Below are 24,589 nucleotides of genomic sequence, written 5' to 3' on the forward strand. Positions count from 1 at the left end.
CACTTTTAACGGATCGTTCAGACCATTCAGCCAGAGGCAGAACCGGGCCAGTCTATGGCTTCGTCACCGCTCGAAGCGCATTCGCCAGCTTCTTGACCGCTACTTCGATTTCGAGAGGTGTGTAGGCGGCAAAGCCCATCAGGAAGCCGGCCTTCGCATCGCCGGCAGCATGCAGCGCCGACAAGCCCAGAAGCTCGATCCCGACCCGTCGCGCCGCGTCGATGGCCGTGCGCTCCGAGAGATCACAGGTCAACACGCAGGGCATTTGCAGCCCGCCAACAGGAACACGCGGCTCGACGAAATCCGACAGATGCTTGCGGACGAGACGAACAAGCACGTCGAGCCGATGCGCGTAGATTCCGCGCATGGTGCGAACATGCGCGCCGAAATGTCCGCCTTCCATGAAGCGGGCCAGCGTCAGTTGCGCCATGGGGGCCGTATGGCCATCCAGCAACGTGCGCGCGACGGTCATCGGCTTCACGAGCTGGGGCGGCAACACGACATAGCCAATCCGAAGGCCTGGAAAGAGCGATTTGGTGAAGGTGCCGATGTAGATGGTCCGGTCGTGCGGATCGAGACCTTGCACGCAAGCGGTCGGCTTGCCTGCGTAGTGGAATTCGCTGTCGTAGTCGTCTTCGATGACCCACGCCTGGTGCCGCGCAGCCCATTCGATCAGGGCCAGACGGCGGTCCAGAGCCAGTGTCGCGCCGGTCGGGAACTGGTGGGATGGCGTCAGGAACACCGCCTTGGCCCGGCCCGGCTCAGCCATGATCTGTTCAATGACGAGCCCCTGCCGATCGACACGGATCGGAACGCAGTCCAGCCCCGCCGCATCGAACGCCTTGCGTGCACCGTAATAGGCCGGGTCTTCGATGAAGATCAGATCGCCGGGATCGAGCAGCATGTTCGCGCAGAGCGACATGGCCTGCTGCGAACTGGTCAGCACCAGTACCCGGTCAGCCGTGGCGCGCGCGCCGCGTTCAAGATTCACATAATCGGCAATGGCGCGGCGAAGCGGCTCGGTTCCCTGCGGGTCGCCGTGATGCAGTGTCTTTGCGCCAAGCTCCTTGCGAACCTGCCGTTCCAGACGCTCCCAGAGTTGAAGCGGAAAGGTCCGCGTCTCCGGCACGCCATGGGCGAACGGCCGCGGTGAAAGCATCTCGCGAACGCCGCCGCTGCGGAACATGGCCGCTCCCCGCTTGCTGAGATTGGGAGCCTGATTGCGCAACAGCGTGTCCCGCTGGGATAGACGACGACCGGGAGTGAACTCGGTCATCTTCGCGACGAAGCTGCCGCTGCCGACCCTCCGGTCGATAAAGCTTTCCGCGTGAAGCTGGGCATAGGCCGCTTCGATCGTATCGCGCGAGACCCCCAGCGATTTGGCGAGCGCGCGTGAGGCGGGCAGCGGCTTGCCCGGCCCGAGGGCGCCGTCGACGATCAGTTGGCGGATCGCCCGCTGAATCCGTGCGTGAAGCGGCATCGCCGCATGGGCCGGATGGGCAACCCATGCCTTCACGGATTCGAGTTGGGAGTGCTTGAACAAATGGTCTGAACCTATTGAGGAAAGTGGATGGGCTAATCAGGCCATTTATTGGCTAAATGTCAATGCGCCTTGTTCGCCGCGCGCCCTAACCACAGGAGACTCCTCAGGATTATGTCGTCCCGTTCCTCGCCTTTACCCATCCGCTTCAACGATCTGACCCATCCAATCGTCGCGGGCCTGATCTCCGTCATCGTCAACTATGGCGGCACGTTCATTCTGGTCTTTCAGGCGGCGAAGATCGCAGGGCTAAGCCCGGAACTCACGGCATCCTGGGTCTGGTCGGTTTCTATCGGCGTCGGATTGACGGGACTATTCCTGAGCCTGCGCTATCGCGAACCGATCATCACGGCATGGTCAACGCCGGCAGCGGCGTTTCTGGTCACCGCGCTTGCGACGACGCCCTATGCGGAGGCGGTCGGCGCTTACATGATCTCGGCGGCAGCCTTCGTCGCGCTCGGCATGTCCGGCTATTTCGAGAAGGTCATTCGCCTGATCCCGCCGGGTATCGCCTCGGGCTTGCTGGCTGGTATTCTGCTGCAATTCGGCATCGGGGCCTTCGGGGGCGCGAGCGTCGATCCGCTGCTGGTCGGCTTGCTGATCGTCGCCTATGTCGCGTTGAAGCGCTTCTCCGCCCGTTACGCTGTGGTCGGTATTCTGGTTCTCGGACTCGCCTTCCTGCTGACGCAAGGTCGCGTCGATCTGTCGGGGCTGAAACTGGAATTCGCGGCTCCGGTCTTCACCATGCCGGCGTTCTCGCTGAACGCGCTGCTCTCGGTCGCATTGCCGCTATTCCTGATTACGCTGACCGGCCAATATATGCCGGGAATGCTGGTCTTGCGGAACGATGGGTTCAAGACCAGCGCCAATCCGATCGTGACCGTGACGGGTCTCGGCTCGCTCATCATGGCCCCGTTCGGCTCCCATGCCTTCAACATCGCGGCCATCACGGCAGCGATCGCCACGGGCAAGGAAGCACATGAAGACCCATCCAAGCGCTGGATCGCCGGCATCGCGGCTGGCTGCTTCTATGTGCTGGTCGGTGTGTTCGGCGTGACACTGGCCGCCGTCTTCATGGCGTTTCCCGCGACGTTCATCACCACGCTCGCCGGTCTGGCGCTCCTTGGCACCATCGGCGGCAGCCTCGCAGGGGCGATGGCCGACCCGACCTCCCGCGAGGCAGCACTGATCACCTTCCTCGCGTCCGCCGCCAACATCAAACTGCTCGGCATCGGCGGGGCGTTCTGGGGACTGCTGATCGGCCTCGTCGCCTACCTCGTCCTCAACGGTCGTCTGCCGCGCCGCGCGCACACCGACCTGACCGTCAGCGAGGGAGCCGCGAAGTGACACGCCGGACGATGCCCATGACGACCTCCATCATCTCGATCCAGAGCCAGGTCGTGCATGGGCATGTCGGCAACAGCGCCGCCGTTCTGCCCATGCAGGCGCAAGGGTTGAACGTCGCGGCGGTGCCGACCACTCTGCTTTCCAACCACCCAGGCTTTGAGACCATGCGCGGACGGGTGCTGGAGCCGGAACTTGTCGGCGACCTGTTGCGCGGAGTCGAGGAGCGCGGGCTGATCGAGACGAGCCGCTATATCGTCTCCGGCTATCTCGGCTCCCGCGCCAACGGCGAAGTTGTGGCCGCGTTCGTCAAACGGGCACGGCAACTCAATCCCGACATCACATACATCTGCGATCCGGTCATGGGAGACGCCAATCTCGGGGTCTTCGTATCCGATCAGGTAGTGGAATGCATATGCGATGAGTTGGTCCCGCTGGCCGACCTGCTGACGCCCAACCAGTACGAGGTCGGGCTGATCGCGGGCAGCCAGCTATCGACATGGCGCGAGCTTGAGGCGGCCGTTCTGAAAATTCAGGAACAGCGCGGAGCGCGATTTGTCGTCACCGGCTGCACACTCTCCGATACGCCGGACGGCTCGCTGGAGAATATCGTCTTCGAGGACAAGTCCTGCACGCGGCTGACATCGCCGCGCCTGCCGATAGTGCCGGTCGGGACAGGCGATCTCTATACCGGCCTTCTGACCGCCAACCTCGCGCGGGACCTCACGCTGGTGGAAGCCGCCCGCCGCGCCGCCGCCATCGTACTCGACATTCTCGGGCGGACGATGGCTGAGGGCGAACACGAAATGCAGCTCGCCAGCGTCATCGAAACGCTTGGTCCCGCCTGCAAGGAGCCCTCTCAATGACCCTGTTCAATTATCGGGATTTCTTCACCAACGAACTGTCGCAATTGCACCGGGAGGGACGCTATCGCGTCTTCGCCGATCTTGAACGGGAATCGCAGAGCGGCATTCATGCATTTGATCATCGGGCTGGCAGGCGCGTTACGATCTGGTGTTCGAACGATTATCTGTCGATGGGCGTGCACCCGGACGTCATCGGCGCAGCACGCGACGCATTAGAACAATATGGTGCGGGCGCGGGCGGCACGCGCAACATCTCCGGCACCAGTCATAAACATGTCCTGCTCGAACGGGAGCTTGCCGACCTGCACAGCAAGCAATCCGCCTTGCTGTTCACATCGGGCTATGTCGCGAACGACGCCGCACTTTCATCGCTCGGCCGCTTCTTGCCCGGATGCGTGATCTTTTCCGACGCGCTGAACCATGCCTCGATGATCGAGGGTATGCGCCGCTCGGGCCCGGAAAAGCGGGTGTTCGCGCATAACGACTGGCGTGATCTCGAACGGCAACTCGCCTCGGTCTGCAAATACCGGCCGAAGCTGGTCTGCTTCGAGAGCTGCTATTCCATGGATGGCGACTTCGCGCCGATGGAGGCGATCTGCGATCTCGCCGAGAAGCATAATGCGTTCACCTATGTCGATGAGGTCCATGCCGTCGGTCTTTACGGCGCGCGCGGGGCCGGCGTCGCCGAGCGCGATGGCCTGCTTGACCGCATCGACATGTTTCAAGGGACGCTCAGCAAAGGTTTCGGTTCGATCGGGGGCTACATCGCCGGCAGTCGTGACGCGGTCGATTTCGTTCGCAGTTTTGCGCCCGGTTTCATTTTCAGCACCGCATTGCCGCCGTCCGTCGTCGCCGGGATTCGTGCGGCCTTGCATCACCTGAAGGAAGACGGATCGTCCCGGCTAGCGCTTGCAAGACGAACGGCATCGCTCAAGGCGAAGATGCTGGCGAATGGCATCCCGGTTCTGCCGAGCCCCAGCCACATCCTGCCGGTGATGATAGGCGATGCTGCGCTGGCAAAAACGATCACCGACCAGCTCATGGGCGAATACGGCATCTACATTCAGCCGATCAACTACCCGACCGTTCCGCGCGGAACCGAACGCCTGCGCATCACGCCAACCCCGCTCCATACCGACGAGGACGAGAATGCCCTTGTCGCGGCGCTCGTCGCGATCCGCCAGGCATCTCCGCGCTGGCGGGAACTGGCTGTGGCGGCGCAGCAGCATAGTCCTGTCGTCACTGCGGGGGGCGTGGCATGAGCAATGCGCTTCTTCCCGTGTTCCAGCCGGCATCCATGCTGTTCGACCATGGCGAAGGCGCATGGCTGACTACGGCGAATGGTGAACGCTATCTCGATTTCGGCGCCGGCATCGCCGTCAATGCACTTGGCTATTCGCATCCGCATCTGATCGGAGCGCTGGAGCGCCAAGGCCGCAAGCTCTGGCACCTGTCCAATGTCTACCGTATTTCTGAAACGGAGAGACTGGCCGAACGTCTGACGGCCGCCTGTTTTGCCGACGTTGCATTCTTTGCGAACTCCGGGGCCGAGGCCAATGAATGCGCGATCAAGATCGCGCGCCGGCACCACGACGCACATGGCCATCCAGGCCGCTTGCGCATCATCACCTTTGAAGGCGCGTTTCACGGTCGAACGCTGGCGACGATGGCCGCTGGCGGGAACCGAAAATATCTCGACGGCTTCGGCCCCACGGTCGACGGGTTCGATCAGTGTCCGCTCGGAGACATAGAGGCTGTCCGCGCCTGCATCGGGTCAGAAACCGCCGCCATCATGATCGAGCCTATTCAGGGCGAGAGCGGAATCAGGTCGGTCCGTCACAGCTTTCTGCGCCAGCTCCGCGAGCTTTGTGACGAACGCGGCCTTCTGCTGATCTTTGACGAAATACAGTGTGGCATGGCCCGCACGGGTTATCTCTTCGCGCATCAAGAATCCGGCGTTGTTCCCGACATCATGAGTCTGGCCAAGGGACTCGGCGGCGGCTTCCCGATCGGCGCATGCCTCGCCACCCGCAGCGCAGCGTTCGGCATGACGCCTGGCGCCCATGGTTCGACCTTCTGCGGCAATCCGCTTGCCGGGGCCGTCGCCAACGCGGTGCTCGACATCGTGAAGGATGCCACGCTGCTCGCGGAAATCCGGCGCAAGGGCGCTTTGTTACGCGGTCTGCTGGAAGGCGTTGCCGTTCCGCGCTGTCACTGATGGCGAGGCCGTCAGCGGCAAGTTCACGGGGACCGTCCAGCTATCCAGCGGCAAGTTCGCCATCATCGAGAAGAGCCACGAGTTCACACTTGTCCCGTGGCGGCGGGTCATCGACCGCCAGCTTGGCCGCGAGGTCATGGGCGTTATGCAGGGCGGTTCGGTGTCGTGGCAGCTTGGGCGGCAGCGGGGGGTGTCGCTGTAGTCTCCGCCGCTACTCCAGCGCCTGCTGTTTTCTGCATGGCCATTGTCCTCGACATACAGCACATTGTCCGGATGCTGTTGATAGGACATTAGAGGTCGGAACGATCATAAGCTCGCCTGCTTTCCTCTATGCGTGGCAGGTTGTCCCATATCCAGAAGTTAAGACTTTCAAGGGCAGACAAGATTCCTGCACCCATCTCGGTCAGTTCATATTCGACACGTGGGGGCACTTCGGGAAAATAGTGACGCACCACCAAGCCGTCTCGCTCCAAATTTCGCAAAGTAAGTGTCAACATGCGCTGGGTGATCCCATCAATCTCGGACTTGAGCGCCGAGAACCGAAGCCTTCGCCCACTGGCGAGCGATAGGTGCCAAATCACTTGAGCGGTCCACTTGTCTCCAAGTCTTCCACAAATTCCATTGGATGGGTACGGCTTGAAGCGTCGCCCATCATCAGTTTGTTTGCTAGTTTTGCCAACCATCGTCTCTTCCAAAACGTACATCCTTGTGCCTGAGGCTACGAAATGTGCTGTCTTCCGACCTAGCCAGAATTGTATATATGGATAGCCCTTGTTCAACACGAGGGTGTCCCATGATAGATGATCGACTTCCAATCTTGGTTTTCGGAGCCACTGGCCGGCAGGGCGGATCGGTTGCCAAAGCGTTGCTAAAGGTCCGATGGCCCGTTCGTGCCATTGTGCTCAATCCTTCAGAACCCGCGTCTATTGCGTTGCGGGATGCAGGCGCCGAACTCGTGCATGGGTCATTCAAAGACGCCGATGTAATCGCCGCCGCGATGAAGGATGTACATGGCGTATTCAGCGTGCTGCCAGCCAACCTGTCGGCGGAGGACGAGGTCCGTTATGGAACATCCATCGCTGATCTGGCCGCAAAGAGCCGCATCGATCACTTCATCTATTCCTCGGGCGCAAGCGTTGGCAACAAGCTGACGGGCGTTCCGCGCTTCGACGCCAAGCCTCGTATCGAGGCACATGTCCGCGAATTGCCGCTCACGGCAACCGTTGTCCGGCCCATGATCTTCATGGAGATGCTCGTGCGACCCGGCTTTGGCCTGGACGAAGGACGGCTGATTTCCCTGATCCGCCCCGATCATTCGATACAACTCACCGCTGTGGAAGACATCGGAAAAATTGTTGCGGCGATGTTCGCCGACAAAGCTCGGTTTGGCGGTGTGACGTTAAAGATTGCTAGCGACAGAGTTACAGGCCACGAGTTGGAAGCCGCCCTCACCGAAGTCGCCGGCAAGCCCATCACCTATGCCCGGTTTCCGGATGAGGTCCTGGCAGCCAATGTTGACCTAGCGCACATGGCTTCGAGCTTGGAGGATGGTCCGCTTGCAGAGCATGTAGACCTGGACGTCATGCGTGAGCTTAATCCAGAGCTGCTCTCGTTCAGGTCTTGGCTTGCTGGCGGAGGCCGCGAGGCGCTCAATGCCGCGCTCAGTAAAGGGGGCGGGCAATAATGATCAATTATAGAGCCCCCTCTCACCTCTGCGCGAGGCCGTGGAGGTGCTCAACAGCGCGTTCATTGGCAACCTTAAAGTGCCCCACTCCTATCGTGAGATTCCTGGGGCCGATGGTATACTCGTGGTGAGTTACCAGGATGCGGAGATATCTTAAGAATACTTCCAGTATCGGGCTGTCATCGCCGTTGCTACGCCGCCATATCCCGATGGTCGCCCTGATCCAGATGCTCGCAGTCGCGGAATATCTCAGTTTCCACCGTGCCGCTCTTGCGCTCGACACCAGCCAGTCGAGCGTCAGCGCCCGGATCAAGGCACTGGAAGAAGACCTTGGCATCGTCCTCTTCGACCGCAATACGCGCGGTGTTCGGCTGACCGAAGCCGGGCGCCGTTTCGTCGATCAGGTCGAGAACGCCATGGAAATCCTTAATCATGCGATCCAAACAGCCGAGGTACAGGCGCGCGGCGAGGAAGGTGAGTTGCGCATTGGTGTCTACGCTCTCACAACAGGGTGTTTCCTCGACCGACTGCTGGAACGGTTCCACGGCAACCATCCGAGCGTCCGTCTGCATATCACCGAGGGCACGGCACGCGACGCTCAAATCATGCTGCGGGAAAGGAGGGTCGATGTCGCTTTCATGGCCCAGACCCACCAAATTCCCGACCTCCATTCCAGGGTGATCTGGCGAGACCGACTGATGGTTGCGCTACCGGCAAACCATCGATTGACGGCACAGGCAGATGTCGAATGGCGGCAGCTTGCGGGGGAAACCTTTCTTGTCCGGCACAGCGGCACCGGCCCGCAAATTCATGACCTGATCGTGGCGCGTGCGGCTGGAAGATGGCTGACACCGACGATCCTCCGGGTAGATGTCGTCCGCAGCACGTTGCTGTCGATGACTGCGGCCAAGCATGGCGTTTCGCTTTTCGTTGAGGAAGCTGCAGCAGCGACTACAGCGAATGTAGCGTTCTTGCCGATCCGCGACGAGCCTGAAACCATCGCCTTCTCAGTCGTCTGGTCGCCCTCCAACCGCGATCCCGCTCTTATGAAGCTGCTCACTCTGGCGACAGAATTGCGCTGATCTTTCCCACAGACTGATTAGCGGCCCTTACTCCGGCACAGTGCCGGGATCGTACCGTCACCCACCCATCCTATTCGCCGCCGACCGTATCCGGCAGCCCTCCGGCCTCGACTTGCCTATTGCACCTCGCGAAAATGCCCATTCTCTGATCGGCTCCGACAATTTTGACGATTGGAACCCTTATGCGTGGTGGCCGAATACTCTGGGCTCAGGTCGCTATCGTCCTGACCATCGTTCTGGTGATGACCTGGGCGGCGACGCAATGGACTGCATGGCGGCTCGGCTTTCAGGCGCAACTCGGAACCCCATGGTTCGAGCTGATCGGCTGGCCGGTCTATTATCCCCCGGCATTCTTCTGGTGGTGGTTTTCCTTCGACGCCTATGCGCCGTCGATCTTCACCGAGGGGGCGTTTATCGACGCGTCCGGCGGCTTCCTCGCCATCATCGTCGCCATCACCATGTCGATCATGCGAGCGCGGGAGGTCGGAAACGTCGCGACCTATGGTTCGGCGCGATGGGCTGAGAACAAGGAAATCCGCTCCGCCGGTCTGCTCGGTCCCGATGGCGTGGTGCTCGGCCGCTATGATCGCGACTACCTACGCCATGGCGGCCCGGAGCATGTCCTGTGCTTCGCGCCGACGCGCAGCGGCAAAGGTGTCGGCCTTGTCGTGCCGACGCTGCTCACCTGGCCGGGAAGCTGCATCGTCCATGATATCAAGGGCGAGAACTGGACGCTGACCGCCGGATTTCGCGCCCGGCATGGCCGCGTCCTGCTGTTCGATCCGACCAACGCGCAATCGTCGGCCTACAATCCTCTGCTGGAGGTCCGGCAGGGCGAATGGGAAGTCCGGGACGTGCAGAACATCGCGGATATTCTGGTCGATCCGGAAGGCAGTCTCGATAAGCGCAACCATTGGGAAAAAACCAGCCACAGCCTGCTGGTCGGCGCGATCCTGCATGTCCTCTACGCGGAGAAGGACAAGACGCTGGCCGGCGTCGCCAACTTCCTGTCCGATCCGCGCCGCCCGGTCGAAGCCACCTTGCGCGCGATGATGGACACGCCGCATCTCGGCGAAGCCGGGGTTCATCCCGTCATCGCATCGTCCGCCCGCGAGCTGCTGAACAAATCCGACAACGAGCGATCGGGCGTGCTCTCGACCGCCATGAGCTTTCTCGGCCTCTACCGCGATCCGGTCGTGGCGCGCGTCACGGCACGGTGCGATTGGCGGATTGCCGATCTCGTCGGGGGCAAGAAGGCGGTCAGTCTTTACCTTGTCGTGCCGCCGTCTGACATCAACCGCACCAAGCCGCTCATCCGCCTGATCCTCAATCAGATCGGTCGGCGCCTGACGGAGGAGCTGACCACCTCCGGCAAGCGCCATCGGCTGCTGCTGATGCTTGACGAGTTTCCGGCGCTCGGCCGTCTCGACTTCTTTGAATCGGCGCTCGCCTTCATGGCGGGCTACGGCATCAAGGGTTTTTTGATCGCGCAGAGCCTCAACCAGACCGAACGTGCTTACGGTCAGAACAATTCGATCCTCGACAATTGCCATGTGCGGGTGAGTTTCGCGACCAACGATGAAAGGACGGCGAAGCGGGTCAGCGATGCGCTCGGCACGGCGCCGAGATGTGCGATTCCACCAACTATGCAGGCCATCGGCTATCGCCATGGCTCGGCCATCTCATGGTGTCGCGGCAGGAGACGGCGCGGCCGTTGCTGACGCCCGGTGAAATCATGCAGCTTCCGCCCACCGACGAAATCGTCATGGTGGCCGGAACGCCGCCGATCCGCGCCAGCAAGGCTCGATATTTTGAGGATCGGCGGTTGCAGGAGCGCATCCTGACCCCGCCCGACCTGGCGGCAGTTCCGGCCAACCCGTCTGCATTGGACGATTGGTCCGCCCGCGTCGTCGCGGCGGCGGGATCGTCCATGAATGCCGCTGGCAACACCGATGGTGACCCGGCCAATGCCGGCATCCGCCGCGATCCGGAATTGCCCGAGCATGAGGCAATCGCCAAGGCGCCGCCGTCGTCGGCACAGGAGTTCGACCTTCTGGACGACGAACCCGATGTGGACGCCGCCAAGGCCAACGCGATGCGCGCCCGGATGCGCATCGTCGCGCGGCAGGCGTCCCTGGACCCAGGTGACGGCATCGAACTTTGAGGAACGCGCCATGACGACCCGCACCCGCATGAATGTCTATTTCGACCCGGCCCTTCTGAAGCAGATCGAAGCCCTGTCGATGCGCCGGAAAGTCTCGAAATCCGCCATTGTTGAAGCCGCTGTCGCCTCCTTCCTGTCGGGCGATACGAGCGAGAAGCTGGAAGCGGCCATGTCGCGCCGTCTCGACAAAATCGGCCGCCAGATCGATGGGCTCGACGAAGATCTCGCCGTGCTCGGTGAAGCCGTCTCGTTGTTCATCCGCTTCTGGATGACCATCACGCCGCCATTGCCGGAATCCGCCCAGGCGTCCGCGCGCGTGAAAGGCACGGAGAGGTTCGAGGGCTTCATGCAGACGCTCGGCAAGCGACTCGCGACAGGTTCCTGAAAGAGTTGTCGCGTGATATTAAACCTGCTGTCATGGATAAGTCGGAAGCGGATAGACAATCTGCGTGAACACGGCACTTTTGGGGCGTTCAAACCTTCGCTTGCCAATACTTTGTGATATTGAGCACTCATGGAAAATGCAGGCGAAATTCTCATTCTGACCGGCTCTCCCGGTTCAGGAAAATCAACAGCAGCGCAAGCTATCGCAAACCACCCGGGGTCGCCCAAAGTTCATCTTCACGCGGATGATTTCTGGCACTTCATCAAAAATGGAGCAATCCCGCCCTATTTGCCGGATGCACACGAGCAGAATGCTGTAGTGATGGATGCGCTGGCGACGGTTGCAGTTCGATATGCCAAAGGTGGCTATTTCGTAATCGTGGACGGCATCATCGGTCCGTGGTTTCTTGCGCCATTCAGGACCATAACCGTGCCCCTTCATTATGTGGTCCTGCGTCCTGCATTGGAAGAGGCCATTCAGCGTTGCCAGGCGCGTGGCGGTGAAACACTGAATAATCCAGAGATTATCGCAGATCTTTACAGTCAGCTTTCTTCCCTTGGAGAACTAGAGCGGCACGTCCTGCCTATTGATGGGAAGACCCGCGACGAAACAGTAGGTGTCGTCACGGCTTCTGTTCAAAATGGAGCGTTTCGTTTGTTGGCATAGCTTTCTTGTGCGTTGTGGTTTGCAATTCTTCCGTTGCCCGTCCTATTCGCCGCCAATGGCCGCCGATGCCCGCACACGGCTAGATACTTGTTGAACAGGCCTGATTTCAGGCTCTTTTAATCGACCCCGATCCGGGGACTGTCTTGCGCGCCCCGCGAAGAAACGGGGCCGATATGACTGCCAGTCACAACAAACCGGAAGCCATCGCACGCGGCGCGCGGATGCTGCGCACCGCGCTCGGCCCCGCCATCGCCCGGTTTCTGGAAGAGCCCGCCGTCGTCGAGGTGATGCTGAACCCGGATGGCCGTATCTGGGTCGATCGGCTGTCCGAAGGTCTGGCCGATACCGGCGAGATGATGTCGCCAGCCGATGGCGAACGTATCGTGCGCCTGGTCGCGCATCATGCCGGCGCGGAAGTCCACGCCCGGAGCCCTCGCGTCTCAGCTGAATTGCCCGAGACCGGCGAACGCTTTGAGGGGCTGTTGCCGCCTGTCGTCGCAGCACCGGCCTTCATGCGCACCAAGGACGGCGTCGCCACGCTCTCCGATCTCGTCCGGTCCTCACTCCGCCTGCGGCCTGACCGCATCCCCATCGGCGAGGTGCGCGGCGCTGAAGCGCTCGACCTTCTCAAAGCGTGGGGCACCGGCCATCCGGGCGGCATCGGCACGATCCATGCCGGAACCGGCATCGGCGCGCTGCGCCGTCTCGAACAGCTCATTCAAGAGGCCGTCGTCACCGTCCTCTCCGGCCGCGGTTCCGCGCGGCGGCTCGTCGAACTCGCCCGTGTCGATGGGCTCGGCGCCGACGGCGACTACCGCATCATCCAAGCCATCCCCACCAGCACAGGAGAATCCGCATGATCCGCACCACCATGCGTGTGCGTCGCACGATCGCGACCGCCACCGCCTTCACCTACGTCAACCTGATCCTCATCCCGGCAACCCACGCCTCCGGTTCGTCCATGCCATGGGAAGCCCCGCTCCAGAAAATCCTCCAGTCGATCGAGGGGCCGGTCGCCAAGATCGTCGCCGTCATCATCATCGCGACCGGTCTGGCGCTCGCCTTCGGCGATACGTCGGGCCGATTCCGCAAGCTGATCCAGATCGTCTTCGGGCTGTCGATCGCCTTTGAGGCCAGCTCATTCTTCCTGTCGTTCTTCTCGTTCGGCGGCGGGTCGCTCGTCTGATGGCGGGCTTCGAGCAACTGGACGTGCCGGGCTTTACCGTGTCGGTCCACCGGGCGCTGACCGAACACATTCTGCTCGGCGGCGCACCGCGTTCCATCGCGATCCTGAACGGGACGCTGGCCGGGGCCGTGGGACTCGGCCTGCGCCTCTGGCTGGTCGGCCTGCTCATCTGGGCCGTTGGGCATTTCGCGGCGGTCTGGGCGGCAAAGCGCGATCCGCTCTTCGTGGAGGTCGGCCGCCGTCATCTGCGCATCCCCGGTCATCTGTCGGTGTGAGGGAGGCACAATCATGATGAACCTTGCCGAATATCGCCTCACCAATCGGCTTTATGACGCCATCGAAGCCGGTCTCGCTGATCTCAACGATTCGGTACTGAAAGAGCGCATGGTTGGTCTCAAGGCGATTCGGGATCAGGCCACGACCGACGCCGAACGCGCCCAAGCCACGCTCGACACCACCGGCAATCAGGCGGTCACGCCGGAGATGATTGAGGGCTTTGCCAATGTCGCTCGCGAAAAGCTGCGGCTTGAGGGAGGGGTTATCGGCGGGATCACCTGCGCGCACTGGCGCAGCGCGTCGAGGTCGCCGATACCGAAGTTCGCATCATGGGATCGAAATCGGAACTCTTGCGAACGCTCGTGGCCGCTTCAAGCGTGAAATTGGCGGTTTCTGGCGTTCATAGTTCTGTACTGAAATGGCGCGCCCGACACGATTCGAACGTGTGGCCTCCACCTTCGGAGGGTGGCGCTCTATCCAGCTGAGCTACGGGCGCATCGATATTCAGTTAGTGTCTGAGATCGACCGGGGTCAATCCCGAAATCAAAAAACGAACCGGCTTAAACCACGCGGGCTGCTGCCTCGCCGTTTGTCGCCATTCGTACTCTACAACCTCCTTCTCATTTGCTTCCGTGGTGCTTCCGCGACCCCAAGAGCATTCTGCTTGCTTCCGTCGAGTTTCTCCAATCGCTTGGTATCTCTCGATTTTTTCAACGCCCATAAACTCCATGCTTGACTTACGTCTGCCTTCGGAGGGCAGCGCTCTATCCAGCTGAGCTACGGGTGCTTCGGGCGAGACTGATAGCCCATTCGAAGGTCGGCCGCAAACGCCATGCTGCGCAGCCCAGGCCGCAGAACCGGCGATCCTCGGAAAATTGAGGTGAGGCGGGACGCCTCACCCGGCTTCCTGCCAGAGCGGCGCGAGCTACAACCCGGGAGTTCAGGCGCCGAAGCCCTTCGTCACAAACCCTCAATACTGGCCGCTCAATACCGGCAAGGCTTGGCGACGACGACACACTTGGCGAGCAGGATCGCGCCCTTCTTGCAATCCCATTGCTTGTTCTGGGCGTTGTAAAAATCGGCATAGCGGCGGCCATAGAGACGGGCGACCGTGTACTTCCAATTTTCCCGCGCCTCGATCCGCGCTTTCTCGGTACCGGCACCTAGGATGCCGGTCGCAGATGCCGTACCTTCGACCGGGGGCCGGCAGCGCGGCAGGGCGCTGGCGTCGGTGGCCGCAAGGCCGGACGCCATGGCTCCAGCAGTGACGGCGAGGGCAGCGAGTTTGACGGTCGTGCGCATGACAAATACTCTCCCAAGAGCGACGATTTGCAACTTTGCCGGCCGGTATTTAGATAAGGACCGGCGGACTTCAGCCATGGGGGCGACCCGCTGTCAACGGACGTCTGACCCAAGCAACAGAATGTTCCGATAGCGTGGGAAAATGGCCGCGATTTCGCGGCGAAGCGCATATTCCGAGGCAATTCGATAAACGACGCGCAACCGCAACCGGGCGCTTCCGCCATGGCCAACAGAGAAACAATGCAGCAAACGAAAATTGAATCTCCTTCAGCTTCAGAACTGGCCGAGACCGTACCGGTCGCCAAAGGAAGCCACGTCTATCTGATCGATGGATCAGGCTACATTTTCCGTGCCTTTCATGCCCTACCGCCACTGACGCGACCGTCGGACGGCTTGCCGGTCGGCGCCGTCCACGGTTTCTGCGCCATGCTTTGGAAGCTGCTGCGCGAGACGAAAATCTCTGAAGCGCCGACGCACTTCGCGGTCATCTTCGATGCCGGGCGCGAGACGTTCCGCAACGCTATCTATCCCAAGTACAAGGCGCAGCGGCCGCCCCCGCCGGAAGAACTGTTGCCGCAATTCCCGTTGATCCGCGATGCCGTCAAAGCCTTCAATGTCGCTTGCATAGAGCGCGAGGGCTACGAGGCCGACGATCTGATCGCGACTTATGCCAGGCTCGCCGTCGATGCCGGTGGCGACGTTACGATCGTGTCGTCCGACAAGGATCTTATGCAGCTCGTGCGTCCTGGCGTCACGATGTTCGACGGCATGAAGTCGAAACGCATTGGACGAGACGAGGTGATCGAGAAATTCGGCGTGCCGCCCGAAAAGGTTATCGATGTCCAGGCTCTGGCAGGTGACTCGGTCGACAACGTTCCGGGCGTGCCCGGTATCGGCATCAAGACGGCGGCCGAACTCATCACCAGCTACGGCGATCTCGATACGCTTCTGGCGCAGGCCGGCGAGATCAAGCAACCGAAACGGCGGGAAAAGCTCATCGAGTTTGCCGAGCAAGCCCGCATCTCGCGCCAACTCGTCTTGCTGAAGGACGACGTTCCGCTCGATACCGTCATCGAAGGGCTCGGCGTGCGCGAGCCGCATTCGGATGCCCTTCTAAGCTTCCTGCGCACGATGGAATTCAACACGCTGACCAAGCGTATCGCCGAAGCGCTGGGCACCGAAGCGCCGCCGCCTCTTGCCGTATCAGTCGGTGCGAGCGTGAAAGCTAAGCCGCAAACGCTTTCCGACAAGATCGAAGATTTAGAAGAAGAAGCTGCATCGGAAGATGCCACGCCCGCCGCTGCAGTGGCGGCCGGTAGCGCGCTTGCGCGCGGCGCGCAGGTCGACCGGTCGCGTTATCAGACCGTCACAACGCGCGCCGAGTTGGAAACATGGATCGCCAAGGCGCAGAGCGCAGGCCGCGTCGCCTTCGATACCGAAACCTCGCGGCTGAGCGCGACGGAAGCTGATCTCGTCGGCTTTTCGTTGTCCGTGACGCCGGGCGAGGCTTGCTACGTTCCCGTCGACCACCAGTCCGGCGGCGGCGATCTCTTTGGCGACGGCAAACGTCCGCCTCAACTCGCCGTTGCCGAGGCGGTCGCGCTGATGAAGCCGCTGCTCGAAGACCCATCGGTTTTGAAAATCGGACAGAACATCAAATACGACGTGCTGGTCCTGAAGCGTTATGGCGTCGAGGTCGCGCCGTTCGACGATACGTTGCTGCTCTCTTATGCGCTCGACGGCGGGCGCGGCCAGCACGGTATGGACGTTCTGTCGGAACGCCACCTGGGCCACACATGCCTGTCGTTTTCCGAAGTCATCGAGCACGCGCCCGGCGCCAAGAAGGCCGACAAGTCGTTCGCCGGCGTTCCAATCGACAAGGCAACCGAATATGCGGCCGAAGACGCGGACATCACGTTGCGTCTCTGGATGGCACTGAAGCCGCGCCTCGCCGCTGAGCACATGGCAACGGTGTACGAGACGCTTGAACGACCACTCGTCCCCGTGATCGTCGCGATGGAGCACGCAGGCATCAAGGTCGATCGCGATATTCTCGCACGACTTTCAAGTACATTCGCGCAACGCACTGTGCAGCTCGAAGAAGAGATCTACGGCCTCGCCGGTCACAAGTTCAATCTCGGGTCACCGAAACAACTCGGCGAGTTGCTGTTCGATCGCCTGAAACTTCCCGGCGGCAAGAAAACAAAAACCGGCCAATGGGAGACGCGCGCCAACCTGCTCGATGATCTCGCCGCCAACGAAGACCTTCACGGCGACGCCCGTCGCCTCGTCAACACGATGCTCGAATGGCGGCAGTTGATGAAGCTCAAGTCGACGTACACCGACGCGCTGCCGACTTATATCAATCCAGAAACGGGCCGCATTCACACCAGCTACGCGCTCGCCTCCACGACGACTGGGCGCTTGGCATCGTCCGAGCCGAACCTGCAGAACATTCCGATCCGCAACAAGGAAGGCCGCGAAATTCGCACGGCTTTCATTGCAGAAAAAGGCATGAAACTCGTTTCGGCGGACTATTCGCAGATTGAATTGCGCGTGCTCGCCCACGTCGCCGACATTCCGCAGTTGAAGAAGGCTTTCGCTGACGGCCTCGACATTCACGCCATGACCGCGTCAGAAATGTTCGGCGTGCCCGTGAAGGATATGCCGGCCGAAGTTCGTCGCCGCGCCAAGGCGATTAACTTCGGCATCATTTACGGTATCTCGGCCTTCGGCCTAGCGAACCAGCTCAGCATCAGCCGCGAGGAAGCAGGCGATTACATCAAGACCTACTTCCAACGCTTTCCCGGCATTCGCGACTACATGGATGCCACGAAGAAGCAGGCGCACGCGCACGGCCATGTCGAAACGATTTTCGGACGCCGCATCCATTATCCCGAAATCAACACCAAGAACCCGTCGATGCGTGGCTTTCTTGAGCGTGCCGCGATCAACGCGCCGATCCAAGGTTCCGCCGCCGACATTATCCGCCGGGCGATGATCCGCATGCCGAATGCTCTCGAGGTGGCAAATCTGTCATCAGCGCGCATGCTGCTGCAGGTCCACGACGAACTGGTCTTCGAGGTTCCGAAAGATAAGGCTGAGCTGCTGATCAAGACCGCACGCCACGTGATGGAGACCGCAGCCGAGCCTGCGATCAAGCTCTCCGTTCCGATCCACGTCGATGCCAAGGCCGCGGACAACTGGGATGAGGCGCATTAATCCCCGTCGCGCGACTTGAACGTGTCCTCCTCGGGCTGATCGGGAGGATCGTCGGGCTTTGTCCAAAAGCGCGATCCAAGGAAGTCGAGGACCAGCACTGCTATCGCAAGCGCGGACGCGGCAACCGCCAATTGCAGCTCGCCGAGGCCGCACAACAGGCCGATTGCGGCCGTGAGCCAAATCGTGGCCGCCGTCGTCAGCCCTTTGACGTTCCGGATCTTGTCGCCGCGTTGAAGAATGACGCCTGCGCCGAGAAAGCCGATACCGGTCACCACGCCCTGCGCGATACGGCTGAACGCTGCTGTGTCACCCGTGCGCTCACCGGCGAGGGTAGCGATGCATGCACCGAGACTGACGATCGCCATCGTCCGGAATCCTGTTGGCATGCGTCGCAGGTCGCGCTCGAGGCCGATGACGCCGCCGCACAGAACAGCTGCTACCATGCGCCATACGACTTCATAGTAGTCGAGAGGGGTTGTCAGAGGAGTTGTCATGTGAATCCCATCCGAGACAGAGATGAGGTCAGCACGACATGACTGACCTTAAAGCTATTCGCCGGCGGAAGCAGGCGAATGCTGGCCATTCACCTCATCAAGAACGCCGTTCGCCTTAGCTCGCCAATCGGGCGCGACGTCGGGCGTATCCTTCAGCGCGCGATAAGGTCTCGGCATCTTCGTGCTCTTGCCGCCGGTCAGCCGCTTGTAGTTGATCGTGCGGATGAACTCGCGAATGCGTGGCTGGATTTCGGTGCGCCAGCGTGTGCCGTTGAATACGCCGTAATGCCCGACGCCGGACTGCACATAATGAATTTTCTCGTCCGTCGGTACGCCGACGCAGAGATCGTGCGCCGCCTCCGTTTGTCCTAGTCCGCAAATGTCGTCACGCTCGCCCTCGACCGTCATGATCGCGGTCTGGCGGATCGCTGCGCAATCGACGAGCTCGCCGCGGTGCATCAGTCTCCGATCAGGTAACAGATGCTCTTGGAATACGATCTGGACTGTCTGCAGATAGAACTCGGCCGTGAGATCCATCACTGACAGATATTCCTCGTAGAACGTCTGATGCTGCTTGACGCTGTCGCAGTCGCCTTTGACGAGGTTGTTGAACAGATCGACGTGCGCATTCATATGCCGGTCGAGGTTCATCGTCATGAAGCCGGTGAGCTGCATGAAGCCCGGATAGACGGGACGCATGAAACCAGCGTGCGGGAAGGGCACCGTCGAAATGACGTTGTTCTCAAACCACGCAAGCGACTTTTGTGCCGCCAGATCGTTGACCTTCGTCGGATTGCGCCGGGTGTCGATCGGCCCGCCCATAAGCACCAGAGACGACGGCTGACACTGCTCGCCGCGCGCCGCCATCACGGCCGCTGCGACGAGTGCCGGAACGGCCGGCTGACAAACCGCAATGACGTGCGTGTTGGTGCCGATAAAACTCATGAACTCGATCAGGTAATCGACGAAATCGTCGAAATCGAACTGGCCGGAGGCGAGGGGAACGTTCCGCGCGTCTGACCAATCGGTGATGTAGACATCGTGCTCGGGAAGCATGGCTTCGACCGTGCCGCGCAGCAGCGTTGCGTAGTGGCCCGACATCGGCGCTACGATCAGCACCTTCGGATCGTGGCGTTTGCCGGTGACCGTTTCGTCGCGCACAAAATGGATGAGGTTGCAGAATGGCTTGGAGAGCGCGATTTCTTCGCTGATCGGGACTGTAAGACCCGCGTGCTGCACATTCCTGATGCCGAACTCAGGCTTCCCGTAGCGGCGCGTAATGTTTTCGAACACCTCGCACGCAGCGATCATGTTTTTGCCGGCAGTCGTATACCCCATTGGATTTAGTGGCCATCCAAGCGTCTGCCTCAAGGCCTGGACGCCGAATCGCACCGGGGACATGAACGCATGGGCCATTTCATAGGCGTAATAGTTCATATCAATCCCAACCCTTTGTTTTATATGGTCTTTGGGGGCTTCGACCACGTCGCAGTGCAGCGCGTTGTTGCTGCATTGCATAAGTATAGAACGATTACACATCGTCACAATCTAGAAATAGTTCATGAGCCTAACGATTAAGCACCCCGTGCATAAAGGGTACACTTGGTGCTTCACGATTGCGGTGCACCAATCATAAAGACGCGCGCCCTTGATTGATTGTTCCGTTTTAAGCAAAGACCGTACCATCGTCGGTACCGCGGGGAACAATGCTAACAGAACAGTCTGGGTCGCCGCGGCTGTGGTTGCGCCGTTTCGTTAATGTTCGGCCTGACGAGGTGGCGGCACTTCTCGCGTCCTTCGCGATGTTTTTCGCGTTGCTGTCCGCCTATTATGTCATCCGCCCGGTGCGCGATGAAATCGGCGTCGCCTTAGGTAAGGATTCGCTCCACCAGCTTTTTACCATCGTCTTCTTCGTGATGCTGGCGCTGGTGCCGCTCTTTGGCTTTATCGCTGCCCGCTTTCCGCGCCGCTACGTGCTGCCCGCGATCTATGCATTCTTCGTCGCCAATCTGGTTGCCTTCTGGCTGGTGCTGAGAGCGGCACCGGAAAATCACGCGGCGCTGGGAGCGTTTTTCGTATGGGGCAGTGTCTTCAATCTTTTCGTCGTGTCGCTGTTCTGGAGCTTGATGTCGGAGCTCTGGTCGCACGACGCGGCGAAGCGGCTTTACGGCTTCATTTCAGCCGGTGGCACCGCAGGCGCGCTGGCCGGTCCTCTCATTACGCAAGGGCTCGTGCGCATTTTCGCGCCCGTCGATCTGATGCTCGTTTCGGCGGTCTTGCTGTTGGCCGCGATGATCGCGAGCCTGCTGTTGCGCCGTATCAAACCGCCGGAAGCGACGGGTGGTGAAACCGAGCCCGCTGGCGGCGGCATTCTCGACGGCGCCATCAAGGTCTTCACGACGCCGATGTTCGCTCGCATCGCGCTTTTCATTTTCATCGCGAACGTCATCGGTACGTTCTTCTATCTGGAGCAGGCGCGCCTCGTGGCAACGTCGATCTCGAGCAACGCCGACCGCGTTCTATTTTTCTCCGGCCGCGATCTTGTCGTCAGCATCGTGACGTTCCTGATCGAAGTGTTTGGCACGGCACGCATTCTGAAACGCTTTGGCGTGACGGCGGCATTGCTTGCATTGCCGGTGACGGGCGCGATCGGTGTGCTGATGTTGTCGTTCGATGCTGCGCTCGGCATCGTCGCCGCCGTCATGGTCGCCGAGCGCATCGTGGCGTTCGCGCTCGCCAACCCCGCGATTAAGCTGATCTACACGCTCGCGAGCCCGGACGAGAAATACAAGGTGCAGAATTTCATCGACACCGTTGTGTTTCGCGGCGGCGACGCAGCATCAGGCTGGCTCTATGCGTTGCTCGGCGGAGGCCTTGGCTTTGCCGGAGGCGCAATGGGCGCCGTCGCCGTTCCGCTTGCCGCCGCTTGGTTGTGGATCGCGCAGCGCCTCGGCGCAGATCACAAAAGACGGGCCTCCGAGATCGTCACTCGCGCCTGAGCAGCGCTTCGGGGCCGTCAGTAGATAGACGCTGCGTCGCCGTGATGACGGTGCAGCCGTTGGTCTTGATTAGCGTCCGCCGCGGCGCGGAGGTCCGCCACTCGTGCGCGAGGCGCCAGAAGCATCGCCCATCGGCGGGCGTCCGTCCTTGTGACGGAAATTGATGCGGCCCTTGGTCAAGTCGTAAGGCGTCATCTCGACCGTCACGCGGTCACCAGCGAGAATGCGGATGCGGTTCTTCTTCATGCGACCGGATGTGTAGGCAATCACTTCATGCCCATTGTCGAGCTTCACGCGGCAGCGGGCGTCCGGCAGAACTTCGTCCACCACGCCTTCGAACTCGAGCATCTCTTCTTTCGCCATTCGATCTCCGAACGTTGTTTGTTTTCAGAATAAGAAAAGCGGGGAGCAGACGAGCTGCTCCCCGCATGAGTGGAGTGGTTTCGAAAACCTTAGAGCGGACGCAGGTTCACGGCAGCGATTTTGCCGTTACGTCCACGCTCGGTTTCGAAGTAGATCTTCTGGCCTTCGCGGAGCGACTGAAGGCCTGCACGCTCAACAGCGGAAATGTGGACGAACACATCGTTCCCACCTTCTTCCGGCTGAATGAAGCCATAGCCCTTCTGACCATTGAACCACTTCACAGTCCCGTTCGACATCAATTGCCTCCAAAGCAAACATAAATTCCCCGGTTAAACACCGGAGGCTAATCAAATCGCGCGATGGAGACGTCTTAGGGCAGGCGGTAGCGCTGGTAAGAGTAAGCCAAGGCGTGTTCGACGGCGACTTATATGCCTTGGTCCTGTGAGAAAGGCAAGATCGTCGCAGCCTCCGGGCACCCCCTTCCGAGATCAAAATAGCTTTGAAATGCGGGGCGTTTCCGATCGTCTTCGCAAACCATATGCGGCGCCCGGAGGAAAATCAGGCGGGAAACCATATTCCCGCCTTCAACCTTTAGCTGCGCCCGCTGGCGGCATTGAGCGCCACGAACCGAGGCCCGACGTCGACGTGAATATGGTCCATGTCCCGGTAGGTCATGACGCCCCCGTTCCGGTGGTTGGCGATAAGCCAACGCACGACCTCAGCCTTGCGGCCCGGCACGCGGAAATCGATCGCCTGCCCCGAGGCATGACGGGACGGCCGTCCCGTACCGGCAATGCGAGCGCCCGGCCGGCAGGTGGAGACGATCTGGACGTTGCCAAACTGTCCGCGGATACGCGCGAGGAGGTTGCGAGTCTCCGATGTCAGACACGCAGTCGATGTACCGGAGCCGCGCGCGATCTTGCGGCTCGTCATGGCCCGATCTCGATAGTGGTCGCCGTCGTCGCTGTCCGGCCTAGCGTCGGCTACACCCGACGTTGTGGCGGCAAGTACAAGAGAAAGCGCGGCAATCGTTCCCTTACGCATGGGAAGTCCTCGTTTGGTTGACTGATGGGAAAAAGCCCAATCGGGGTCCGCTCCGCGTCGGTGCGACGCGGCTCTGGCGAGCTCAAGGCTCGAACGGCCAAGCGATTGGGATAAGCAGGGAACCGCGAGCGCCAGCCCCCCGACGCGCCGCCCCCGTTTCAAATCTCATTCGAGATTGCGGTGCCCATCCTGTGGATAAGCGGCACCTCTTGTGCGGCGCGCACTGAAAGCCGTAGCGAATAGGCGAAAATGAGGCCGTTCGCGTCGCCGAGGCCGGAACCGTTGCCGCATGCGGACAATGCCAGCCCGAAATCCGCATTTTGAGCATCGGACAATGGATTTGGCCGAACAAGCAGAGTAGCAAGACAGTGTGGGGAGCGTCACACGTAAAAAGGGGACATCTGGAAGGGGGACACGGCCATGAATGTCTTGAAGAGCTTGGGTTTGGGCTTCATCGCGGGAGTGATCGCCGCCGCGACCGTGCAAGAGGCGATCAGCTGGTTTTTCGTTCACTACTGGACCGGGTGGGATGCCGAGCCTTGGAGCCTTCGGCCGATGCCGAGCCTCCTTATTCCTTCGGTTGTGCTGCCTTGGATGATTGGCAACGGCATCACCGCCGGGCTTTGGGGCGCACTCTTCGGTTTTCTCCTGGGTTGGAAGCCGATCGGCATGATGACGATCCGCGGCGCCATCCTCGGCCTTTTCGGTCCGGCACTCATCGGCGCATTCATCGTCGTGCCGTACCTCGCCGGAAAACCTTCGCCGCTGCTTGAGGGTGACGTCAGTCAGATCGTGCCCATCCTGTGCATGTCGGCAGGATTCGGCGCGGTCACGGCGTGGTTTTACGGCCTCTTCAGCTGGGGCAGACTGCCCTAGGCAATTTCGGCGCGGCGGCTGTTTATCCGTCGCGCCAATGCTTACCTCCGGTGCGGCGCGGTCCCGTTTGTGACGTGCGCCGCGCATTTTAAGCGAGGTTGGGCATGCGAGGATTATCGATTGCACTAGCCGCTGCCGTTGCAGCTTTTGCCGTCTCATCACCGGCAGAGGCGACGCATAAGCCGCGCTCCAAAACCAAGCACACTTGGCAGAAGCCCGCGCCCCGCGGTGACCGTGATTGCGTGCCGATCAATGGCCGCTTTGGTTATTATGGCAATCCATGGTGCGACACCGGCTCGTCACGGCCTCCCGACATCGAGTTCCGCGAGCGCCAGCGCCTGCAAAAGCAACGTTGAAGAAGTGCGTTAGCGATCGGCCGATGGCTGCGCGCGCGCTTTGAGCCGCTCCAGCAACCAAACGCGCACGGCGCTCGAAAGCCCGGCTTCACCACGCGTTTTGTCTATGGAATTGATGAGACCTGCGAGCGTCATACCGTCTTCCGCCGCGGCTTCCTTGAGTGCGACCCAGAACGCGCTCTCCAGCGAAATCGACGTGCGGTGGCCCTGGATCGAGAACGAGCGCTTCTCAGGCCTCATTACGAGGCGGTGCTGGGATCGAAGTCGTCAGCATCTTCCGCCGGACTGTTATCGTCGCGCCGCGCGCCGTCGAGTTCGCCTTGCGTTTTGCGCTGCTGCGCATCGGCGAGACTGCGTTCAGCCTTCGATTGCCCGTACTTAAGCCGGTTCTCGTGCGCCTCCCGTTCGCGGTCGGCGCGCTCGCGGGCTTTACGGACCTTGTTGAGATTGATGATCTCGGCGGTCATAAAATGCTCTCCGCATGGGATGCAAATCGCATCCTGGCTTCGCGCTATTTTAGGA

Annotated in this window: 23 protein-coding genes, 1 tRNA gene and 4 pseudogenes; 17 read left to right on the plus strand and 11 right to left on the minus strand. The window is 60.8% G+C overall.

The features are described from left to right. Positions 1-52: 52 nt before the first annotated feature. Entirely contained in the window at positions 53-1,543 is a 1,491-nt protein-coding gene (locus RLW55_RS08910) for a PLP-dependent aminotransferase family protein (RefSeq protein ID WP_423416209.1), read from the minus strand. A gap of 111 nt (positions 1,544-1,654) precedes the next feature. Here RLW55_RS08910 and RLW55_RS08915 point away from each other — a divergent pair, with 111 nt between their 5' ends. The 5 genes and pseudogenes from RLW55_RS08915 to RLW55_RS08935 form a co-directional block, all read left to right on the plus strand. Then, positions 1,655-2,887 carry a benzoate/H(+) symporter BenE family transporter gene (locus RLW55_RS08915; RefSeq protein ID WP_423416210.1) on the plus strand — a complete coding sequence of 411 codons (1,233 nt, stop codon included), beginning with the start codon at positions 1,655-1,657 and terminating at the stop codon, positions 2,885-2,887. An 11-nt stretch (positions 2,888-2,898) separates the two neighbouring features. Further along, the gene (gene pdxY, locus RLW55_RS08920) at positions 2,899-3,750 is read left to right on the plus strand and encodes a pyridoxal kinase (protein ID WP_423416397.1); all 852 of its coding nucleotides are present in this window, start codon (positions 2,899-2,901) and stop codon (positions 3,748-3,750) included. Next, positions 3,747-5,012 carry a 5-aminolevulinate synthase gene (gene hemA / locus RLW55_RS08925; protein ID WP_423416211.1) on the plus strand — a complete coding sequence of 422 codons (1,266 nt, stop codon included), beginning with the start codon at positions 3,747-3,749 and terminating at the stop codon, positions 5,010-5,012. Before pdxY ends, hemA begins: the two co-directional genes overlap by 4 nt. Then, a pseudogene (locus tag RLW55_RS08930) lies at positions 5,009-5,947 on the plus strand (aspartate aminotransferase family protein); the annotation flags it as partial. The gene hemA and the pseudogene RLW55_RS08930, both read left to right, overlap by 4 nt. Then, positions 5,940-6,170, plus strand: a pseudogene (locus tag RLW55_RS08935) (DUF3363 domain-containing protein); the annotation flags it as partial. The pseudogenes RLW55_RS08930 and RLW55_RS08935, both read left to right, overlap by 8 nt. Positions 6,171-6,258: 88 nt before the next feature. Here the strand turns inward: RLW55_RS08935 and RLW55_RS08940 are convergent. Continuing rightward, positions 6,259-6,651: a winged helix-turn-helix transcriptional regulator gene (locus RLW55_RS08940; RefSeq protein ID WP_423416212.1), complete on the minus strand. Its 393-nt coding sequence runs from the start codon at positions 6,649-6,651 to the stop codon at positions 6,259-6,261. Positions 6,652-6,728: 77 nt separating this feature from the next. Between RLW55_RS08940 and RLW55_RS08945 the strand changes: the two genes are divergently transcribed. The 9 genes and pseudogenes from RLW55_RS08945 (at position 6,729) to RLW55_RS08985 (ending at position 13,792) form a co-directional block, all read left to right on the plus strand. Then, positions 6,729-7,652: an NmrA/HSCARG family protein gene (locus tag RLW55_RS08945; protein WP_423416213.1), complete on the plus strand. Its 924-nt coding sequence runs from the start codon at positions 6,729-6,731 to the stop codon at positions 7,650-7,652. Between the two features lie 140 nt (positions 7,653-7,792). After that, entirely contained in the window at positions 7,793-8,734 is a 942-nt protein-coding gene (locus RLW55_RS08950; RefSeq protein WP_423416214.1) for a LysR substrate-binding domain-containing protein, read from the plus strand. A 182-nt stretch (positions 8,735-8,916) separates the two neighbouring features. Beyond that, a pseudogene (locus tag RLW55_RS08955) lies at positions 8,917-10,898 on the plus strand (conjugal transfer protein TraG). Between the two features lie 10 nt (positions 10,899-10,908). Further along, positions 10,909-11,351: pseudogene (locus RLW55_RS08960) on the plus strand (CopG family transcriptional regulator). 61 nt (positions 11,352-11,412) lie between these two features. Continuing rightward, positions 11,413-11,949 carry an AAA family ATPase gene (locus RLW55_RS08965; protein WP_423416215.1) on the plus strand — a complete coding sequence of 179 codons (537 nt, stop codon included), beginning with the start codon at positions 11,413-11,415 and terminating at the stop codon, positions 11,947-11,949. Between the two features lie 173 nt (positions 11,950-12,122). Then, positions 12,123-12,809: an ATPase, T2SS/T4P/T4SS family gene (locus RLW55_RS08970; protein ID WP_423416216.1), complete on the plus strand. Its 687-nt coding sequence runs from the start codon at positions 12,123-12,125 to the stop codon at positions 12,807-12,809. Beyond that, positions 12,806-13,135, plus strand: coding sequence for a TrbC/VirB2 family protein (locus RLW55_RS08975; RefSeq protein ID WP_423416217.1), 330 nt, complete (start codon positions 12,806-12,808; stop codon positions 13,133-13,135). Before RLW55_RS08970 ends, RLW55_RS08975 begins: the two co-directional genes overlap by 4 nt. After that, positions 13,132-13,410 (plus strand): VirB3 family type IV secretion system protein, encoded by a 279-nt coding sequence (locus RLW55_RS08980; protein ID WP_174070790.1) that lies wholly within the window; start codon positions 13,132-13,134, stop codon positions 13,408-13,410. Before RLW55_RS08975 ends, RLW55_RS08980 begins: the two co-directional genes overlap by 4 nt. A 13-nt stretch (positions 13,411-13,423) precedes the next feature. After that, on the plus strand, positions 13,424-13,792 hold the full coding sequence (locus RLW55_RS08985; protein ID WP_423416218.1) for a hypothetical protein: 369 nt from the start codon (positions 13,424-13,426) through the stop codon (positions 13,790-13,792). Positions 13,793-13,830: 38 nt separating this feature from the next. Here RLW55_RS08985 and RLW55_RS08990 read toward each other — a convergent pair. After that, positions 13,831-13,907 (minus strand) — tRNA-Arg (locus RLW55_RS08990). 488 nt (positions 13,908-14,395) lie between these two features. Then, the gene (locus RLW55_RS08995; protein ID WP_409561058.1) at positions 14,396-14,713 is read right to left on the minus strand and encodes a hypothetical protein; all 318 of its coding nucleotides are present in this window, start codon (positions 14,711-14,713) and stop codon (positions 14,396-14,398) included. Positions 14,714-14,953: 240 nt separating this feature from the next. Between RLW55_RS08995 and polA the strand changes: the two genes are divergently transcribed. Next, entirely contained in the window at positions 14,954-17,935 is a 2,982-nt protein-coding gene (gene polA / locus RLW55_RS09000) for a DNA polymerase I (RefSeq protein ID WP_423416219.1), read from the plus strand. Here the strand turns inward: polA and RLW55_RS09005 are convergent. Together RLW55_RS09005 and RLW55_RS09010 are read right to left on the minus strand one after the other, a co-directional pair. Continuing rightward, positions 17,932-18,429, minus strand: coding sequence for an MgtC/SapB family protein (locus RLW55_RS09005; RefSeq protein ID WP_414463934.1), 498 nt, complete (start codon positions 18,427-18,429; stop codon positions 17,932-17,934). The genes polA and RLW55_RS09005 overlap by 4 nt on opposite strands. 54 nt (positions 18,430-18,483) lie before the next feature. Further along, positions 18,484-19,866, minus strand: coding sequence for a polyhydroxyalkanoate depolymerase (locus tag RLW55_RS09010; protein WP_414463933.1), 1,383 nt, complete (start codon positions 19,864-19,866; stop codon positions 18,484-18,486). Positions 19,867-20,135: 269 nt separating this feature from the next. Between RLW55_RS09010 and RLW55_RS09015 the strand changes: the two genes are divergently transcribed. Then, the gene (locus RLW55_RS09015; RefSeq protein ID WP_414463932.1) at positions 20,136-21,428 is read left to right on the plus strand and encodes an NTP/NDP exchange transporter; all 1,293 of its coding nucleotides are present in this window, start codon (positions 20,136-20,138) and stop codon (positions 21,426-21,428) included. Positions 21,429-21,497: 69 nt separating this feature from the next. Here RLW55_RS09015 and infA read toward each other — a convergent pair whose 3' ends face one another. From infA to RLW55_RS09030, 3 genes are all read right to left on the minus strand, one after another. Further along, the gene (gene infA / locus RLW55_RS09020; protein WP_013949510.1) at positions 21,498-21,791 is read right to left on the minus strand and encodes a translation initiation factor IF-1; all 294 of its coding nucleotides are present in this window, start codon (positions 21,789-21,791) and stop codon (positions 21,498-21,500) included. 89 nt (positions 21,792-21,880) lie between these two features. Further along, complete coding sequence (locus RLW55_RS09025; RefSeq protein ID WP_013214405.1) at positions 21,881-22,087, minus strand: cold-shock protein; 207 nt, start codon at positions 22,085-22,087, stop codon at positions 21,881-21,883. 295 nt (positions 22,088-22,382) lie between these two features. Beyond that, a complete protein-coding gene (locus tag RLW55_RS09030) occupies positions 22,383-22,835 on the minus strand; it encodes a YcbK family protein (protein WP_423416220.1) in 453 nt (150 codons plus the stop codon). Positions 22,836-23,255: 420 nt separating this feature from the next. Between RLW55_RS09030 and RLW55_RS09035 the strand changes: the two genes are divergently transcribed. After that, entirely contained in the window at positions 23,256-23,711 is a 456-nt protein-coding gene (locus tag RLW55_RS09035; RefSeq protein WP_013949507.1) for a hypothetical protein, read from the plus strand. 365 nt (positions 23,712-24,076) lie between these two features. Here the strand turns inward: RLW55_RS09035 and RLW55_RS09040 are convergent, their stop codons facing one another. Both RLW55_RS09040 and RLW55_RS09045 read right to left on the minus strand, forming a co-directional pair. Then, positions 24,077-24,307 (minus strand): ribbon-helix-helix domain-containing protein, encoded by a 231-nt coding sequence (locus RLW55_RS09040; protein WP_414463929.1) that lies wholly within the window; start codon positions 24,305-24,307, stop codon positions 24,077-24,079. Next, the gene (locus tag RLW55_RS09045) at positions 24,307-24,534 is read right to left on the minus strand and encodes a DUF4169 family protein (protein WP_013949504.1); all 228 of its coding nucleotides are present in this window, start codon (positions 24,532-24,534) and stop codon (positions 24,307-24,309) included. Before RLW55_RS09045 ends, RLW55_RS09040 begins: the two co-directional genes overlap by 1 nt. Positions 24,535-24,589 lie beyond the last annotated feature (55 nt).

Source organism: Hyphomicrobium sp. B1 (assembly GCF_049532635.1).
In the GTDB taxonomy this organism is placed as follows: domain Bacteria; phylum Pseudomonadota; class Alphaproteobacteria; order Rhizobiales; family Hyphomicrobiaceae; genus Hyphomicrobium_B.